The organism is Arthrobacter sp. H41, assembly GCF_000520535.1.
Taxonomy (GTDB): Bacteria; Actinomycetota; Actinomycetes; order Actinomycetales; family Micrococcaceae; genus Arthrobacter_D.
Window position 1 is genome coordinate 1 of record NZ_AZRZ01000364.1, and the last position, 16,528, is coordinate 16,528.

At 63.7% G+C, this 16,528-nt stretch carries 18 protein-coding genes; 10 read left to right on the top strand and 8 right to left on the bottom strand.

What is annotated here, in order from left to right:
* Window positions 1–876: metal-dependent hydrolase family protein (locus Y705_RS0100195; protein ID WP_026531408.1), on the bottom strand; the 876-nt coding region annotated here is incomplete at its 3' end.
* A gap of 148 nt (window positions 877–1,024) precedes the next feature.
* Between Y705_RS0100195 and Y705_RS0100200 the strand changes: the two genes are divergently transcribed.
* From Y705_RS0100200 to Y705_RS0100225, 6 genes are all read left to right on the top strand, one after another.
* Window positions 1,025–1,873 (top strand): MurR/RpiR family transcriptional regulator, encoded by an 849-nt coding sequence (locus Y705_RS0100200; protein ID WP_155849817.1) that lies wholly within the window; start codon window positions 1,025–1,027, stop codon window positions 1,871–1,873.
* Window positions 1,874–2,004: 131 nt separating this feature from the next.
* A complete protein-coding gene (locus Y705_RS16175; RefSeq protein WP_049822017.1) occupies window positions 2,005–3,441 on the top strand; it encodes a sodium:solute symporter family protein in 1,437 nt (478 codons plus the stop codon).
* 432 nt (window positions 3,442–3,873) lie between these two features.
* Entirely contained in the window at window positions 3,874–5,091 is a 1,218-nt protein-coding gene (locus Y705_RS0100210; RefSeq protein WP_026531410.1) for a CaiB/BaiF CoA transferase family protein, read from the top strand.
* Window positions 5,088–6,038, top strand: coding sequence for a beta/alpha barrel domain-containing protein (locus tag Y705_RS0100215; RefSeq protein ID WP_026531411.1), 951 nt, complete (start codon window positions 5,088–5,090; stop codon window positions 6,036–6,038). Before Y705_RS0100210 ends, Y705_RS0100215 begins: the two co-directional genes overlap by 4 nt.
* Window positions 6,039–6,071: 33 nt before the next feature.
* Window positions 6,072–6,743: a GntR family transcriptional regulator gene (locus tag Y705_RS0100220; protein WP_081737647.1), complete on the top strand. Its 672-nt coding sequence runs from the start codon at window positions 6,072–6,074 to the stop codon at window positions 6,741–6,743.
* The gene (locus Y705_RS0100225) at window positions 6,730–7,569 is read left to right on the top strand and encodes a hypothetical protein (protein ID WP_026531413.1); all 840 of its coding nucleotides are present in this window, start codon (window positions 6,730–6,732) and stop codon (window positions 7,567–7,569) included. The genes Y705_RS0100220 and Y705_RS0100225 overlap by 14 nt, the downstream gene beginning before the upstream one ends.
* Here the strand turns inward: Y705_RS0100225 and Y705_RS16180 are convergent.
* From Y705_RS16180 to Y705_RS23510, 6 genes are all read right to left on the bottom strand, one after another.
* A complete protein-coding gene (locus Y705_RS16180; protein WP_049822018.1) occupies window positions 7,557–8,354 on the bottom strand; it encodes an ABC transporter permease in 798 nt (265 codons plus the stop codon). The two genes, Y705_RS0100225 and Y705_RS16180, sit on opposite strands and share 13 nt — an antisense overlap.
* Window positions 8,351–9,187 (bottom strand): ABC transporter permease, encoded by an 837-nt coding sequence (locus Y705_RS0100235; RefSeq protein ID WP_026531414.1) that lies wholly within the window; start codon window positions 9,185–9,187, stop codon window positions 8,351–8,353. The genes Y705_RS16180 and Y705_RS0100235 overlap by 4 nt, the downstream gene beginning before the upstream one ends.
* Window positions 9,184–9,966: an ABC transporter ATP-binding protein gene (locus Y705_RS0100240; protein ID WP_026531415.1), complete on the bottom strand. Its 783-nt coding sequence runs from the start codon at window positions 9,964–9,966 to the stop codon at window positions 9,184–9,186. The genes Y705_RS0100235 and Y705_RS0100240 overlap by 4 nt, the downstream gene beginning before the upstream one ends.
* A gap of 81 nt (window positions 9,967–10,047) precedes the next feature.
* Complete coding sequence (locus Y705_RS0100245) at window positions 10,048–11,046, bottom strand: ABC transporter substrate-binding protein (protein ID WP_026531416.1); 999 nt, start codon at window positions 11,044–11,046, stop codon at window positions 10,048–10,050.
* A 451-nt stretch (window positions 11,047–11,497) separates the two neighbouring features.
* A complete protein-coding gene (locus tag Y705_RS0100255; protein WP_026531418.1) occupies window positions 11,498–11,896 on the bottom strand; it encodes a type II toxin-antitoxin system VapC family toxin in 399 nt (132 codons plus the stop codon).
* Window positions 11,883–12,191, bottom strand: coding sequence for a FitA-like ribbon-helix-helix domain-containing protein (locus Y705_RS23510; protein ID WP_444826145.1), 309 nt, complete (start codon window positions 12,189–12,191; stop codon window positions 11,883–11,885). The genes Y705_RS0100255 and Y705_RS23510 overlap by 14 nt, the downstream gene beginning before the upstream one ends.
* Here Y705_RS23510 and Y705_RS22820 point away from each other — a divergent pair.
* Together Y705_RS22820 and Y705_RS0100265 are read left to right on the top strand one after the other, a co-directional pair.
* A complete protein-coding gene (locus Y705_RS22820) occupies window positions 12,149–12,580 on the top strand; it encodes a helix-turn-helix domain-containing protein (RefSeq protein ID WP_253908416.1) in 432 nt (143 codons plus the stop codon). The two genes, Y705_RS23510 and Y705_RS22820, sit on opposite strands and share 43 nt — an antisense overlap.
* On the top strand, window positions 12,573–13,805 hold the full coding sequence (locus Y705_RS0100265; protein WP_026531419.1) for a type II toxin-antitoxin system HipA family toxin: 1,233 nt from the start codon (window positions 12,573–12,575) through the stop codon (window positions 13,803–13,805). The genes Y705_RS22820 and Y705_RS0100265 overlap by 8 nt, the downstream gene beginning before the upstream one ends.
* Before the next feature lie 56 nt (window positions 13,806–13,861).
* Here the strand turns inward: Y705_RS0100265 and Y705_RS0100270 are convergent, their stop codons facing one another.
* Entirely contained in the window at window positions 13,862–14,347 is a 486-nt protein-coding gene (locus Y705_RS0100270) for a DoxX family protein (RefSeq protein WP_049822020.1), read from the bottom strand.
* 243 nt (window positions 14,348–14,590) lie between these two features.
* Between Y705_RS0100270 and Y705_RS16190 the strand changes: the two genes are divergently transcribed.
* Window positions 14,591–15,439: a matrixin family metalloprotease gene (locus Y705_RS16190; protein WP_049822021.1), complete on the top strand. Its 849-nt coding sequence runs from the start codon at window positions 14,591–14,593 to the stop codon at window positions 15,437–15,439.
* Between the two features lie 57 nt (window positions 15,440–15,496).
* Window positions 15,497–16,528: AfsR/SARP family transcriptional regulator (locus tag Y705_RS0100280; protein WP_026531421.1), on the top strand; the 1,032-nt coding region annotated here is incomplete at its 3' end.

Here is a 16,528-nt window from a genome sequence, read left to right on the forward strand (position 1 = left end):
GGGTAGTCCTGCCGCTTCTCCGTCAGCATTCAGCCGCTCGTAGGTGATGAGGGTGGGGACAAGGTACGCGCCCTTCTCCACGAACAGCTTCACGCTCTCGTCGTCGATCAGGTTTCCGTGCTCGATGCACCGGACACCGAGCCGAAGCCCGCGGTTCACGGCGCGGGCGGTGTAGGCGTGGCCGCAGACGTAGCGGTTCGCGCCTTCCACCTCTTCGACGACGGCCAGGATCTCGCTCTCCGAGAACTGCGTCGAATCCACCCGGTCCGTCGGCGACGCAACGCCACCAGACAGCATGATCTTTATATGGTGCGCACCGGTGCGCAGCTGGTCCCGCGAAGCCTTCCGTACGGCGTCGACGCCGTCGCACACGATCCCGATCGAGGGACAGCACTGGTGTGGATCACTGACGCTGGCGCCCATTCCGCGCATGTCCCCGTGCCCACCGGACTGCGACAGCGCCTTGCCGCCGAAGATCACCCGTGGGCCGATGAACAGCTCTTCCTCGACGGCGAGCGCCACACCGTAGTCAGCACCGGCAACGTCGCGGACCGTGGTGAATCCGCGCGCCAGCATCGCCTTGAGGTTGCGCGCGGTGTGGGCGGCGACGTAATTGGGTGACCACTCCCCCATGGCGCCGAGGTCTGCCGTCGCAGCGGTGACGTGGACGTGGCCGTCGATGAGACCTGGCATCACGAACCTGCCCTGCGCATCAATGGTCTCGCCGTCGAAGGCTTCGGCGGCTGCCGCTCCGGAGTCACCCACCCACGTGATGACACCCTCCTCCATGAGGATGCTCTGACCTGAGGAAACGGTGCCGTGCTCGATGTCCAGGACCGTTGCGTTCCGGATGTGCAAGTGTTGTGCCGTGGGCATGCTGCTCCTCATGGTGGGCCGCGGATGAACCTTCGCGGCGTGTCGTCGAGTGACCTTGACTGCCGATATACCTGACACGATGATCACAAGTAATGAACGAACATGCAACATTCGTTGCAATCTGCGTTGCATATCATGAGGGGCATTCTTGTTGCAGATCACCGACTGGGTGGATGGGCTGGTCCTGGGACGAAAAGCGAGCCCTGGGATTGAAGCCGTTTTGAACGTCATCCGGCATGACGCCGGCCCGGCCTCCTTCATGTCGACACAGGAGCTGGCCACCCGGGCAAATATCAACGTCGCAACCGTGGTGCGCGCCGCCCAGTTCCTCGGGTTCTCGGGTTGGTCCGCGCTCAAATCCGAGCTCCGCCACCGCTACCTTGCCTCGATGACCGCCGAAAAGCTCCTCGACAGGGATTCAGCCACCGGTTCGGGACCAGCAGGCGCGTCGATGGCCAGCGATGCCCGCAATATGACGCGACTGGGTAAATCCATGGACCCCGACCAGGTAGCACGGGCTGCCGCAATCATCGCCTCAGCGCAGCGCACCATAGTACTGGCGACGGGAAGCTACGCCGCAGCGGGCTTCCAGTTGGCTCATGTGGGCCAATGGATGGGTCGGGACATCGAGCTGCACACTGCACCCGGCACCGCCCTGGTCAATCGCCTGCGAATGCTTGAGCCGGGCGATTGCCTGGTCAGTTGTAACTTATGGCGCGCGAGCAAGTTCGTCCTCGAGGTGGTACGCGTAGCGGCTAAGCGCGGTATCCGCATCGTGGCTCTCGCCGATCGCAAGACCGGAATCACCGACCTTGCAGAGGAAGCCCTGGTGGTTCCCAGCGAGGGCTCAAGCTTCATGCCATCAACCGTTGCAGCGGTTTCCACCGTGCAGGCAATCCTGGCCGAACTGGCAGCGATCGACCCTGCCCGAACGACGACGGCGCTCCGAGAGACCGAGGATTTGTGGGGGCAACTGGACCTGGTGGACCCTGCCTGATCGCCTAATTCGGACTCACTGCCTCTTGTCTCATTTTCGTGAACTTCTGCAATAACTATTGCATTGAAGCCATCAATCAGTGAGACTCTTCTCTAATTGCCGTCCGCCCCGGCACCTTCGAGAGGTTTTTCATGCAGACAGTGCACGTCATCATCCTGGTGGGTTACATCCTGCTCATGGTCCTGATCGGAGCGTGGTTCAGCCGCAGCAAGACCGTTGCCACCGGCGAGGACTTCATGCTGGCGGGCCGCTCCCTCCCCACCCCCGTGCTCGCCGGGACCCTCCTTGCAACCTTCGTCGGCTCAGGCTCCATCATCGGTGGAGCAAGCTTCGTGTACACCTACGGACCGGTCGCGGGGATCTTCTTCTTCGCCGGAACAATCGTGGGCATCGTGTGCCTCTACTTCATGGCAACCAAGGTACGGAGGCAGTCACACCACACCATCCCGGAGATGCTGGAGGACCGCTTCGGCAAGCCCGTCCGCGTGCTGGCAACCATCATCATCCTGGTGGCGTTCATCGGCATCACGGCCTACCAGTTCACCGGAGCCGGAGCCATTCTCAGCGTCATCACTCCGCTCAGCACCGCCCAGGGAACGATCGTCGCTGCGGTCCTGATCACCTTCCTCGCCCTGGGTGGAGGCCTCAAGTCCGTGGCCTGGACGGACTTCGTCTCAGTGATCTTCATCGTCGTCGCCCTGGTGGCCACGCTCGCCGTCGTCTTCATCGGCGACGTTGGTGGCGTCGGAAGCTACGTGAACCGCCTTGACCCTGCGCTGACATCGCTCACGGGCAGCCTGACGCCGATCCAGTTGCTGGGCTATTTCCTGCCCCTGTTCCTGCTCATCCTCGGCGATCAGAACATGCACCAGCGTCTCGCGGCAGGACAGGATGAAGGAACGGCCCGACAGGCGACCATCGCGTTCTTCGGTGGCGCCGTCGTCATCCTGGGAACCATCATCCTTCTCGCATCGATGTCCTCGTTCCTGCTCCCGGACATCGATCCGGGTCAGGCCATCCTCGGCCTGGCCGGAACGGATCTCGTGCCACTGGGTATCGGCGGCATGCTGCTTGCCGGAGCGTTCGCGTTGATCGTGACCACCGGGTCCTCCTACCTCCTGACCTGCTCGGGAAACATCGTGTACGACCTCGTCTTCCAGCGGAAGAACGCTGTAGCAAACCCGGACAGGGCATTGAAGCTCGGCCGCTGGGCTGTCCTTGCGGTAACCGTTTTCGCCTATGTGATGGGACAGTTCTTCCCAAGTGTCCTCGCGCTCCAGATGTACGCCTACACGATGTACGGGGTGGCGATCACGCCTGTTGTCCTGGCAGCACTGTTCTGGAAGCGGGCCACCTCCAAGGGGGCAATCGCCGGAATGGTGGTCGGCGGAGTGGTCACCGTGCTGTGGCAGGCGAGCAGCATGTCGGCGGACGTCAACGCCGTCGTCGTCGCCCTGCCGGCAGCCGTCGTTGCCCTTGTAGCCGTGAGCCTTGTGACCCGGGACAAGAGTGGCAGTACCACCACCGAAGACGCCGAATCACCAGCCCTGGCGAAGCGCCTACCGTAGCCTCCGCCGCTCGCCCCGCCGCGGTACGCATGCCGGCCATCAGCATGACGACGGCAGGCACCCGTCGGCAGTGGCTCAGCCTTCGTGGCGCTCTGTGGTCCGCTGTCGCCATATCGCCCGTTTCCAGCTCCTCGGCAGGTGCCTGGTACTAGTTCATAGCCGGCAGATTCGACGAAATGGCCCTGGAGGAGTTTCTGACTCCGCCAGGGCCATTTCCATCGTTAAGACCCCGATGTCCAACTGGCATCCACTCGCTGCTGCCCTTCCATGGCTGGGAGGTAGGCGTACCCATACCCACATCCGCTTTATTGCATACAAAACGTTAGATTTGGCACTGTTTTCCTTGACTGTAGCGGTGATATTTGAGAAGTTGTATACGTTATAGCTTCTTTGATCGAAATCTCCGTTCCCCGCTGCTTTGGAGGCCACCCTGTGACAGCTCCCGACGCTTCACCTCCCGCCAGCGGTCCGCTCGCCGGGCTCCGCGTAGTCGAGATGGGGCAGCTCCTTGCGGGCCCGTTCTGTGGACAGATGCTCGGAGACCTGGGTGCCGACGTCGTGAAGATCGAGGACCCGAAGAAAGGCGATCCGCTGCGGCAGTGGGGCCGGCAACTTCCGCAGGGACAGTCATTGTGGTGGACGATCGTGGGCCGGAACAAGCGCTCGGTGACCCTCAACCTGCGGGAGCCCGAAGCTCAGGACCTGGCGCGAAAGATCATCGCCACCGCCGACATCGTCATCGAGAATTTCCGGCCCGGCACGATGGAAAGGTGGGGCCTCGGGTATGACGTCCTGCAGGAACTCAATCCCGGGCTGATCATGGTCCGGGTTTCTGGATTCGGGCAGGACGGCCCATACTCACAGCGCGCAGGGTACGGCGCGATCGGTGAAGCGATGGGCGGGCTCCGTTATGTGGTCGGCGATCCCTCCACGCCGCCGTCACGCGTCGGCATCTCCATCGGTGACACACTGGCCGCCCTGTTCGCCACCATCGGTGCGCTGGCCGCGATCCGGGAGCGGGAGGTAAGCGGTCGCGGTCAGATAGTGGACTCGGCGATTTATGAGGCAGTGCTCGGGGTGATGGAATCCCTCGTTCCCGAGTGGCAGATCTCCGGGTACCAACGTGAGCGTACGGGCGCCATTCTGCCCAACGTAGCCCCCAGTAACGTGTACCCCACCAAAGACGGTAAGTGGGTCCTCATTGCGGCCAATCAGGACACCGTCTTCGCCCGGCTCGCGAAGGCGATCGGCCGGACGGACCTGGCTGAGGACCCACGGTACGCCACGCATGGCGCACGCGGCGAGCGGCAGGCCGAGCTCGACGGGGTCATCGGGGACTACACCTCAACTCTCGACGCAGAGGACCTCGAGGCCGCCCTCGAAGAGTTCGGAGTTCCATCCGGAAAGATCTTCCGTCCCGTCGACATGCTCGCCGATCCCCAGTATCAGGCCAGGGAGTCGATCACCAGTGTCGACCACCCCGTACTCGGCCCGGTCTCCATGCAGAATGTCTTCCCGAGATTGAGCCGCACCACCGGGACGGTGCGATGGCCGGGCCCGGAGCTGGGGGAGCACACTGAGGAGGTCCTCGCGGAGATCGGGGTCGACCCCGCCGATCTGGAGGACCTACGTGGGCGGAATGTCGCATGAGCATCTCACAGCTTCCATCATCCATCCGGCTCGTGGAGGTAGGCCTGCGTGACGGACTGCAGTCGGTTCCCGAAATGATACCCACCGCGAACAAGGTCGAACTCGTCCATCTGCTCATCCAGGCCGGCGTGCGGGAGATTGAAGCAGTCTCCTTCGCCCATCCGAAGGTCCTCCCCCAACTTGCCGATGCGGTCGACGTCATGGCGGCTGTGCCACGTGTCCCCGGAGTTCGGTACCGCGGGCTGGCTCCGAACTTCCGCGGTGCCGAGCGCGCAGTGGACTGCGGTCTCGATGAGATCGTCGTCGTGGTTTCAGCTGATGAGGAAGTGAGCCTCCGTAATCAGCGGCTCACCGTCGACGAGATCCTCGCGGATCTTGCCCGGATCGGTGCGCTGGCGCAGGCTTCAGGCCTTCGGCTTGTGGTCGCTGTGGCGTGCGCGTTCTTCGCTCCGGCGCGTGGCCCGGTGACCGGGGCGGAACGCCTGCGGGTCGTCGACGCGGCGGTGGCCGCAGGCGCCGCCGGCATCTACCTCGCGGCGACCTCGGGAGAGGAACACCCCGGGGAGATGTACGACGGCGTGACCGAGGTACGCCGTCTCCACCCGCAACTCGATGTCGGGGTGCACCTCCACAACCGCAATGGATTCGCACCGGCGAACGCGCTGGCGTGCATGATGGCCGGAGCCACATGGCTCGAGGGATCATTCGCGGGCCTTGGCGGCGACCTCTGGTTCCCGGGCGACCCCTCAGTCCTCGGAAATGCCGCACTCGAGGACATCATCCACCTGTGTGATGGGCTAGGCATCGACACCGGTATCGACCTTGCGAAATACATGGCAGTGTCGGATCGCATCGTTGAACTCACCGGACGTCCGTCGGCGTCCTTCGTGTCGCGAGGTGGAACGCGAAGCGGCCTCGCTTCCGCCCGTTGGCCCGAGACCGTCTGACTGCGGCTCGGAAAGAGGGATACGGTAAACGCCATGGAGACTCACCCCCCGCTGCCCCGTCCGAATGATCGCGAGGTGGACGAAGGTGCCTATGCACAGGTGCGGGCCCTCATCGCCTCCGGCGAACTCGCCGCCGGGTCCTGGCTTCGGGAAAAGATACTGGCCGAGCGAATCGGCGTCAGCCGCACACCGATCCGCGAGGCGCTCAACCGACTCTCCGCCGAAGGAATGGTCGAGATCAGCCGCAACAAGGGCGCACAGGTGGTGTCGTTCACACCCGACGACGTCGCCGGACTTTACGACGTCCGCGCAGGCTTCGAACCGCATGCCGCGCTGTTGGCGGTTCCTCTATTAGGGGACGAGGACGTGGACCGCCTGGCTGAGCTGGCGGCTGCCATGGAGGACGTGGTCCGCTCCGGCGAGCTGGACGCCCTCAGCGCACTGAACAGCGCGTTCCATGGGCTTTTCGTCGATCGATGTGGCAACCGGCACTTCGCGACGGCACTCCAGACGCTCATGCGACCGGCCGTCGTGGCCCATACCTTTCGAAAGTACAGCCCCGAAGCACTGAACCGCAGCATGCTCCACCACGCGGAGCTTGTTGCCGCCGCCCGCGCCAGGGACGGCGAATGGGCCGAAGCAATCATGCGCACCCACATCCTTGCGGCGCGCAACGCTGCGGGAGCGCGCCATGACCAGCCCTGATCCTGTCAAAGTCGGCCGCGACACGATATTCGCCGACATCAGTGAGCTCACCGGCATGCCGTTTCCGAACCTGCTGTACAGGCGGCTCGGTGAGGATCCACGCCGCCTTGAAGACTGCTGGGGACGTGTTCGGCCCGGACTCGCCCGGATCGGGCATACGGCGCTACGACGATTGATGCTGGACGGAATCGACTCCGCAGACGCACATGCTCCCGCCGCCCGGGGGCCAGAGGGAAAGATCTCCAACGCGCGCCCTGCGTCCGGCACCTCGCCCATCAATCCCGGGCAGGCCGCAACACTCCTGCGGATCCTCAGTCCTTACGATTCCGGGAACTCCTGCAACGCCGTCGTCGTCGCCCTGCTCCGGGGAGGCGCCCCTGGCGACTCTTCCTCCCCGCTGCTATCCACCGTAGCGTCAACGGGGGATGCACTACCGACGGAAATGGTTACGGCTCCACTCCCCCCGATGCTCGAGGTGGACGACATGGGCACCGAGGCAAGGAACTCGGTGCTCCGGCTGGCCCGGTTGATCGAACCGGGAGGAAGGGCTGTACCGAGCCTCTTCCGACATATCGGGCATGACACAGCCCTACTTGACTGGATCGAATCGGTTGTGACCGACGCAGCGGAATCCGGCGCTTTGAACCGGTGCGAGGACTCGGTGCGCGCCGTCGCCGCCCGGACCGCCGCGCACTGGCCCGAACCGGTACAGCCCCTCGACGACGACCAGGTGCGAAAGCTCCTCCAACCGTTCGAGACCATGATCCCGCGAATGCTCGCCACGTCCACGGTGCTGCGTGCGGCGCTGAGCAGTCAGCTGCCGTAGCGCCGCGTGATCCGTTTCTCGCCCCACCGCAATGCAAATCCTGGGATCACCGCAAGAATGGCGATAAATACTACCTGCCCGGCAATATGATCAACCCTGACGTTTGCCACATTGGACACCAGTTCCCGTCCCAGGCCGCTTTGCGCAGAGAACATTTCAGCAAGGATGAGGCCCAGCAGCGTGAGGCCGAAGGCAATGCGCACTGCTGTGACGATCGACGGAAGCAGCGCGGGTATGAGTATCAACCGCAACCGGGTGTACCAGGGCAACACGAGGACATCGGCGAGCTTGAGGAAGTTCTTGTCCATTGAGCGGGTCGCCGCCATGACGAGTAGTGCGATGGGGAACACGCCGTGGAAAAAGGCGAAGGTCAGGCGGCTCGCGTCTCCGATGCCGAGGAACAGCAGGAACACCGGGTACAGGGTGACTTTCGGAATGCTGTACAGCGCGAAGAGGGGAGTTTCAAAGACCGCGGACCAGAAATTGGATAGCCCGAGGGCGAAGCCGACGAGCGTCCCCACGATGACCGCGAGCGACCACCCCGCGAGGAGCAACGTCACGGTGGATACGATGCTCTGGCGGAATCCAGGTTCGGACAGGTCCTCGCCGAGCCGGGCGAGCGACTGCAGCGGCCCGGGGAACACCAAGCTGTCTACTGTCGCGGCAGTAATGGCCCAACCGATCAGGATGACCGCGGGCAGGATGAGTATCCAGCCGATCGATGCGAGGACTCCTCGCGATCTGCCGGCTTGGGTCCGAGGGGTGACGGCGGTCGAGAGGCTCATGAGAGGACTCGCTTCGATTGTGGCCGGAGGGCTGCCGCGAAGGCGAAGTTCAACCCGAGGGCGAGGACAAAGACAAGGAGCACTCCGGCGTACATGTCGGTGATCGCGAAATCGTTGTATGCGTTGGAGATGAAGTGGCCAAGCCCGCTGGTCGAAAGGACGAACTCGCTCGCCAGGACCATGATGAGGCTGTAGGAAAGAGCGAGCCGCAATCCCACGCTGATCTGCGGAAGCGCCGCCGGCAGCAACACCTTGAACGTGCGCTGGAAAGGGTCCAACTGCAGCACCGCCGCGAGCCGAAGGACGGACCGGGGGATGCCGTCGAGACCGTCGACGGTGGAGCTGATCATGGCGACGACGGCGAACAGCGTGGCCAGCAGCACGATCGGTACAAACCCGATGCCCAGGAGCGCTACAAGCAAGGGGTACAGCGCAAATGTGGGAATGGCGTAATAGGTTGCGAGCCAGGGATCGAGTGTTTTCCGGGCCCAGTCGAACCGCCAGACGAGGAGTCCGATCAGAACACCCGAGACGACGGCAAAGATAAATGCCACGAGGATGGAAAGCAGGGACGGCACAAGGTCCTGGGAGAGGAACTCAGGATCGGTCAGCAGGCCGAAGGCCCGCATCACCATTGCGCTCAGTGGAACGAGTGAAAAGGAGTCCACCAGACCGAGCCTCGGCGCCAGTTCCAGGAAGAGGACGGTCAGTAGGGCGCCGACGATGGTCCAGCCACGCACGGTGAGGCCAAGCCGACGTTCGCGGACGATTTCCGGCTTGTCCTTTCTCAGCGGAGTAGTTGCTGACTCGGTTGCCACCGGTCCCGTGCTCACGACCGCGGTCCCTGCTCCACCATGGCCCGCTGGGCTTCACTCTTGAGGACCGTCCAGATCTGCTCGACCAGTGCTGTCGCAACCGGAGATCCAACCATGGTGGGATCCCGGTCTGGAGGCAGGTCCACATGGAGGTCGAGAAGGATCTTGCCGGGCCGGGCTCCCATGACCAGAACGCGGTCAGAAAGGAGAGCAGCTTCCTGGATGCTATGGGTGACGAAGAGAACCGTGGCACCGCCCTGCCTGACCACCTTGAGCAGCTCCAGACCAAGAACCACGCGAGTCTGTTCGTCAAGGGCACCGAAAGGCTCGTCCGCGAGGATCAGATCCGGATCCGTACTGAGCACACGTGCGATCGCTACCCGCTGGCGCATTCCCCCTGAGAGCTGGTGAGGGTAGTGGTTGACGAAGTCTGAGAGCCCTACGCGCTGGAGTACTTCGCGGGCGATTTCCCTGCGTTTTCTAACGGGAACTTTCTGGGTTTCAAGCGCAAAGGCCGTGTTGTCCAGAACCGTGCGCCACGGCAACACTGCTGCTTCCTGAAAGATCACGCCGGTTTCCCGACGAGGCCCCGTGCTGGGGCTTCCATCGATAAGGACTTGTCCGCCGTTTCCCTTGTTCAAGCCCGCGATGATGTCCAGCAAGGTGGACTTCCCGCAACCGCTGGGGCCCACCAGTGTTGTGAAGGTGCCCGGTTCGAGCACCTGATTCGTGGGACTCAGCGCCTGGACATCCCCGTATACACGGTCGACGTCGCGCAACTCTACTTTCGCACCCATACATTCCCCTTGGAATTCAGTTCTGCTGTCGGAACCGGTGATGCGCAGTAACCCTCGTGGCTGGCCTTTGCGCTGCCGAGGCTAAGGGATTGTGCCCTTCTCGTCCTCGGGAAGGAACTCATCGGTCAGGAGTTCGTCCCAGTTGACCTCGTCGAGATCGTCCGTGTAGGCGAGAGCCTTTTCGGCTGCCTCGAGTGCCTCCGGATTATAGGCGATGCCCCAGTGATCCGCGGCGAGCGCATCGTCGAGAATGCCCTGAGCAGCGGCGACGTCGAGGTCGGCGAGCCCTGCCCAGAACTCCGCGGCTTCTTCTGGATTGTCGTTGATCCACTGGACAGCATCCGAGTATCCCTGAAGAACGGCCTTGGCGGTTTCGGGGTTTTCCTGCGCATAGTCGCGGCTGCTGATAATCATCGTCTGCTGGTAGGACGGGACCACATCGGAACTGCTGCCGACCACCTTCAGAGTATCCGCGTTCTCGATCGCGACTCTCGGTGAGGCGTACGTCAGATCGACTTCCCCGGCCTCCAGCAAGGCGATACCCGCGCCGGTCCCGCCCGTTGCCGTCCGGTCGATCGCCGTGGGATCCAGCCCTGCGCCCTCAGGTGTCAGGAAGCTCATCGCCTCGGTGACAGAGCCCGGGTTGGTGAAGCCCCAGCGAGCATCAGCCGCGCCCTCCAGACTCCCGATATCGGAGTCCGGCAGCGTGACCCAGGAGACATCTGCAACTGATTGAATCCCACCGCCAATCACCTGGACCGGCGCTCCCTCGTTGAAACCTGAGACGATCGCACCCGTGGCCACCTCGCCGAAGGGCAGCTGACCCGAGACGACGTTTTGCAGCGTGGTCCCACCGCCCTCCGAGGGAATGATCTCCTCGACCCGGACGCCGGCGTCCTCGAAAAAGCCCTGCTCGCGGGCGACCTCCCACGGAAGACCGTACAAATCCTCCGGGTGTGTCACCGATACCGTGACACTGGGAATCTCCCCTGAGGCCGTTTCGCCCCCGCCGCCGCAAGCTGCCAGTGGCAGAACCACCAACGCTGCCAGCCCTGTCCCGTAAATGGATTGCGATCGCATTGGTCCTCCAGATGACGTCAGTGTCAGTATCTAATGATGTATACAACGTGACAGAACTCTCGCTCTTCGTCAAGCATTTGCCCCTAATTTCGTACATAAATACACCAAATCGCATACAACTTGGTTTGCTGCTGTCGCTTGAAGCTTGCGAGGACCGGCTACAGTTCGTGGCCAACTGCTTGCCCGCGGAGGGGTCAATCAGCGACCAGGAGACTTACCGGCCCGAGGTTTACGGCCAGGAATGGTTACCAGTCCTTCCCGCCCGGACGAAGGAGAATGCAACAGTGGGGCTGAAAGGCGCGACGGCCGCCCTGGTCTGCAGCGAATACAGGAAAGCGCGGGCCCACCCGCCGTGAATGTCGCGGACGACCAGGGACAAGCAGGGGGATTCGCCGACGCCGCCGCCGAATCACCGGCATAGCGAAGCGCCAGCTACGCCTGCCCCTCCCAACTACGCCCCCTGCAGTACCTCCATCTTGCAGCGCAACCGTGGCGCGCGTGACAGTCGCGCGTCGGTGGTCAGTAATACCGCATCCAATTCCTCTGCCAGAGCGACGTAGGACGCATCGTAGATGGTCAGGTTCTGGCGAAGAGCCCAGCAGCGCGGAATCAGCGGCCCATGTGATGCGCGGTGCAGTGGAAGGTCCATGAGGTCGGCCAGTGCCTGCTCGGCGCGGACAGACGAGAGTGATCCGCCCAGCAGAAAGCGCCGTAGAACTGACGACACTTCAAGGTCGATGAGGTCGGGTGCGGCCAGCGTCTGCCCTCGCAGGCGTTCCCGGGCACGTCTTCCATCGGCTCCGTCGTCTGCAAGTGCGACGACGAGTACGCCGGTATCAACGACGATCACGGTCCTCCCGCAAAGCCTCGGTGACCGCGCCAAAGGGAGCGGATCCACCCGCCCGGCCCTCAGCGCGGTCCAGGACTTCCTCCACAGTGGGGCTTCCTGCTTCCAGAATCAGGCGTGAACGGAGATACTCCTGCAGGGATTGGTGCGCTGCCATTGCACGACGTCGAAGCACAGCATGGGTCTCGGCGGGAACATCCTTGATCTGGATACTCGGCGTAGCGCCATTACGGCGCCAGATGTGCGGGTAGGGCAATGAAATCGGCTCGTCCGCATTTACGTGAGCAGGGCACTGCACGCAGTGCGACCAGTCGCCCTGGCCAGGCGTGTGACTTCGATTATTACTTCACGGTTCTTGACTTCGATATTGACGCCGACTACGGTGACTACAATATCGAAGTCAAAGGAAGGTCGACGGTGGCAGTCCGCGGACAGGTCCGAAACGCTGAAGCCTTGGGGCGGATGCTCCAGCAGGGTCGCATGCTGCAGGGAATGAGCCAGCGGCAGCTCGCCGACCACATGGGCATCGGGCAGAAATGGGTCTGGGAAATGGAGCAGGGTAAGCCTGGCCTCCTCACCGACCGGCTGTTCGAGATGCTTCGTGCTACCGGAGTACGTCTCTACGCAGAGATCGACGAGCCAATAGATCCGCCAGGAACTACTGCGGAACCCAGCAGCGATGGGTGAACTGCGTGTCGAGTTGTACGGGCACCTGGTGGGCTGGTTGACAGGGACGGACTGGCGCTCGTTTGACTTCCGCACCGACCGTTCAGCCTTTGACCATTTTGAACTTGGCAGCACCATTCTGTCCGAGTCCGTTCCATTGGACCTGGTGATGAACCGCGGACGTGCGTCCCGCCGTCGTAACTTCTTCGCCGAGCTCCTTCCGGAGGGGCGAATCCTCACAAACCTCGCCGCGAGCGTTGGTGCGCGGGAGCACGACATCATTGCACTGCTCTCACACTTCGGAAGGGACGTCGCCGGCGCCCTGCAGATCTGGGATCCAGAGCATCCCGGCGAACCGCGCCGTCCGCGAACCGAGGCACTGACGGCAAAAGGTGTCGGAAGCCTACTTCTGGCTACCGCCGTGGAGCCGCTGGCCAACCGCCCGCTGTCTGGCAAGACCTCCCTGGCGGGGGTGCAGGACAAGATCGTCCTGGCCCGAATCGACGACGCATGGCACCGCGTGCACGACGGCTATCCTTCCACGCATATCGTCAAGCCCGAGTCCCGAGACCATCCCACGATCATCTATGACGAAGACTATGGTGCGCGTGCCGCACGAGCGCTCGAACTGAGCAGGACGGAAACCCGGCTCGCGGATTTTGCAGGCGTTCCGGCACTGGTGATTGAACGGTTCGATCGCGCGCCAACTGCTCCTATGGGGCGCATCCACCAGGAGGACATGAATCAAGCCCTCGGCGCCCACGGCAATGAAAAATACCAGGAGCTGGGAGGCAAAGTGAGCCTGCGGCGGGTTGCGGAACTGTTCCGGCGAAATGGCGACGACGAGTCACTGGAGCAGCTCCTTGTCTTGACCGTTCTGACAGTTGCGTTTGGAAATCTGGACATGCATGCCAAAAACCTTTCCCTGCTCCACCATCTCGATGGAAGGTCACAGCTGGCCCCAGCCTATGATGTGGTACCCATGCGCCACCAGAACACTGACGGGCGGATGGCACTGTCCGTCAACGGGATTTATCGCCATGCAGATCTGGCAACCTCGGATCTTGCCGCGGAAGCGAAATCATGGCGGATGCGTAGGCCGGAGCCAGTGATCTCCCGGACGCTTGACGCTATCGAGGCTTTCGCTACAGGTCAGGAACCTGACCGGCGAGCGCATCCCGGGCTCCAGCGCGACGTCCAAAAATTCACGCGTCGGTTGCTGGTGGGGAAGCCGGCGGGCAGGTAGCAGGGCGCGACGCGTGCAACTAGGTCAAGGGACTCGAATCTCGGCAACCCTGCGGTTCAGGCACCCCGCTGCTGCTTCCCCCTGCGCGCCCGCAGCCCGTCGAACAGGCTCCGCCGGTCCCGCCAAGCGCCCGTCGACCACAGAGCCCACAGCCCGAGCACCGGCTGGAAGAACAGCCGGATCAGGCGTGCACGGTCCGAATCCAGTCCGAACGCGCTGACCCCATCCACGTACTGGGCGACATTGCCCGGAAAGATCACCACGAAGAACCCCGCCGTCAGCCACCCGACGGCAACCCGCTGCCGCGGCAGGGCTACCAGCACCGCGCCGAGTCCGATCTCTACAACCCCCGACGCAAGGACAACGAAGTCAGCCTCCAGCGGCATCCACGCCGGCACCTGGGCAGTGAACTCCTCGCGCGCGAATGTCAGATGACTCGTTCCGGCGAAGAGTAGAGCTCCGCCGAGTACGATCCGCCCCGCTGTGCGCAGCGGAGGAACAGGCGGTAATTCGTTGGACAGGCGCTTCCCGAGAACAGTCATTCGGTGGAGCCTAACACCGCCGGATGAAGCCCAGCCCGTAGCGCCCAGGACCGGAACTGAACCAGGCCGATACACGTGAGAACCTTGCCGGGTCCTGCCGATGCGGCGCACACTGGGAATCACGCCGACAAAGGAATCAATTCAATGGGAGCAATGGATCGGGACTGGGCGCGGAAAGACGGCCCTCCTGCTCCTCGAGCTGCCCCGCGATCATCGCGAAACCAACAGCAGTGGGCGCGAACGATGCAGCCCCCTCCGCCCAACCTCGGGGGAAGCCGCCCACCCAGACGTCGTCGGCCGTCCTCGAAGCGGAAGCTGCGCTGGGGCACCATCGGCGTTGTCGCCGTCGTCGGGGCGCTGTACCTGCCGTCGCTCCTGTCCGAAGATGCCGACTTTCCACCCACCCTCCCCTTCTCCTCGGGCACCGACATGCCGCCCCCCGACGTCGAAGCCAGCGACACCCCCCTCGGCGTTCCGCCGGAGGTCGAGGAATCGGACGACTTCGTACTCCTTGACCCGCCGAACCCGTCACAGGACTTCATCGCCTACGACCCGTGCCGTCCGGTCCACTACGTGGTCCGGCCCGAGGGCGCGCCCGCCGGATCCGAGGGACTCATCGAGGCAGCGGTGGCGGAGATCTCCGCGGCGACCGGCCTGCAGTTCGTGTATGACGGCACCACCACGGAGGGACCGAGCTCAAACCGGGACACCTACCAGCCCGACCGATATGGCGAGAGGTGGGCGCCGGTCCTCTTCACCTGGACGAACGAGGACGAAACGCCGGGGCTTGAGGGCACGATGATTGCTCTGGGCAGCAGTGAATACGCGCAGAGGCCGGGCACACCGGCCGTCTACGTTGCGGGGCAGGTCAAACTCGACGTCGAGCAGGTGTCCGAGTGGCTCGAGGATCCGGAGGGACGGTTCGAGGTGAAGGGGCTCATCATGCACGAGCTCGGCCACGTGGTCGGCCTGGACCACATCGACGACCGGGACCAGCTGATGCACGCGACCGCTCCGGTCTACGAGATGCAGGACGGCGACCGTGCCGGCTTTGCACTTCTCGGTACAGGACCGTGCGTGCCGGAACTTTAGTTCACTGCAGAGCCCCGGGGGCCTGCACAGCGCCTACACGCGGCTCTACAGTTGATCATGGCTGGGTTGAGCATCCACCTCCTCGGGCCTCCTTTCATCGAACGTCCGGAGGGAGAAGGCACGCAACCGCGCGGCCGCAAGGCGTGGGGCCTGCTCGCCTACCTCCTGCTGCACCGCACCCCGACGCCGCGCAGCCAGCTTGCCGCAATGCTCTTCCCCGACGCCGACGATCCGCTCGGGGCCCTCCGCTGGCACCTCTCGAACCTGCGGCGCGTCCTCGGACCCGGGGCTTCGATCCGAGGGGATCCGCTGACGGTGCGCCTGCCGCCGTCGTCGAAGTATGACGCCGACACGTCCGATTCATCGCACGCCGCCACTGCTCCAACGCTCGATGCCGAGCTCCTCGCAGGACTCGACTTCACTGACTGTCCCGGTTTCGATATCTGGCTGACCATCGAGCGCCACCGCCTCCGCCACTTCGTTGAGACCCTTACCTATGAGTCCGGGCTGGCTGCCCTCGCCGCGGGGAACACGGACATTGCGGTGCGGATCGCGGGCCGAGCCGTGGCACTCGACGCCCTCAACGCCGACTTCCACGCACTCCTCGTACGGTCCCTCGTCGCGTCAGGGGACCGTTCCGGTGCGCGCCTGCATGCGGGAAAGTGCCAGCACATCTTCGAGGAGCATGTCGGCTCAGGGCTGCCGGCGGAAGTCCAGCAGGCGCTCGCCGCGCCCGACACCCGGACGAGTGCCCTGCCTGCCACTCCCCTTGCCGTGAAGTCTTACCTGGAAGCCGCCGAATCCTGCCTTTCAGCCGGAGCGACCGCACCGGCCCTCGCCCACCTGCGGGTGGCCGGCGGACTGGCGGAGCGGACCGGAAACTCGGACCTGCAGGCCGAGGCCCAGCTCGCACTGGCAGGCGCCCTCATCCACAACGCGGGCGGGCGCGGCGCGGAGGTTGCGGACCTTCTGCACCGCGTCCTTTTACTCTCACGCAACGGCGTTCCCGCCGTCCGGTCCGCCGCCTACCGGGAACTCGGATTCCTCGCCGTGCAGCGCGGCTTCCCCGCCAGCGGGCTCCGCTGGCTT

Coding starts and splice junctions, on each gene's coding strand:
- Y705_RS0100245 (WP_026531416.1), bottom strand. CDS start 11,046: ATGCGATCGCAATCCATTTACGGGACAGGGCTGGCAGCGTTGGTGGTT.
- Y705_RS0100240 (WP_026531415.1), bottom strand. CDS start 9,966: ATGGGTGCGAAAGTAGAGTTGCGCGACGTCGACCGTGTATACGGGGAT.
- Y705_RS16180 (WP_049822018.1), bottom strand. CDS start 8,354: ATGAGCCTCTCGACCGCCGTCACCCCTCGGACCCAAGCCGGCAGATCG.
- Y705_RS0100265 (WP_026531419.1), top strand. CDS start 12,573: ATGGGTGAACTGCGTGTCGAGTTGTACGGGCACCTGGTGGGCTGGTTG.
- Y705_RS16190 (WP_049822021.1), top strand. CDS start 14,591: ATGCAGCCCCCTCCGCCCAACCTCGGGGGAAGCCGCCCACCCAGACGT.
- Y705_RS0100220 (WP_081737647.1), top strand. CDS start 6,072: ATGGAGACTCACCCCCCGCTGCCCCGTCCGAATGATCGCGAGGTGGAC.
- Y705_RS0100215 (WP_026531411.1), top strand. CDS start 5,088: ATGAGCATCTCACAGCTTCCATCATCCATCCGGCTCGTGGAGGTAGGC.
- Y705_RS0100225 (WP_026531413.1), top strand. CDS start 6,730: ATGACCAGCCCTGATCCTGTCAAAGTCGGCCGCGACACGATATTCGCC.
- Y705_RS22820 (WP_253908416.1), top strand. CDS start 12,149: ATGAAATCGGCTCGTCCGCATTTACGTGAGCAGGGCACTGCACGCAGT.
- Y705_RS0100270 (WP_049822020.1), bottom strand. CDS start 14,347: ATGACTGTTCTCGGGAAGCGCCTGTCCAACGAATTACCGCCTGTTCCT.
- Y705_RS16175 (WP_049822017.1), top strand. CDS start 2,005: ATGCAGACAGTGCACGTCATCATCCTGGTGGGTTACATCCTGCTCATG.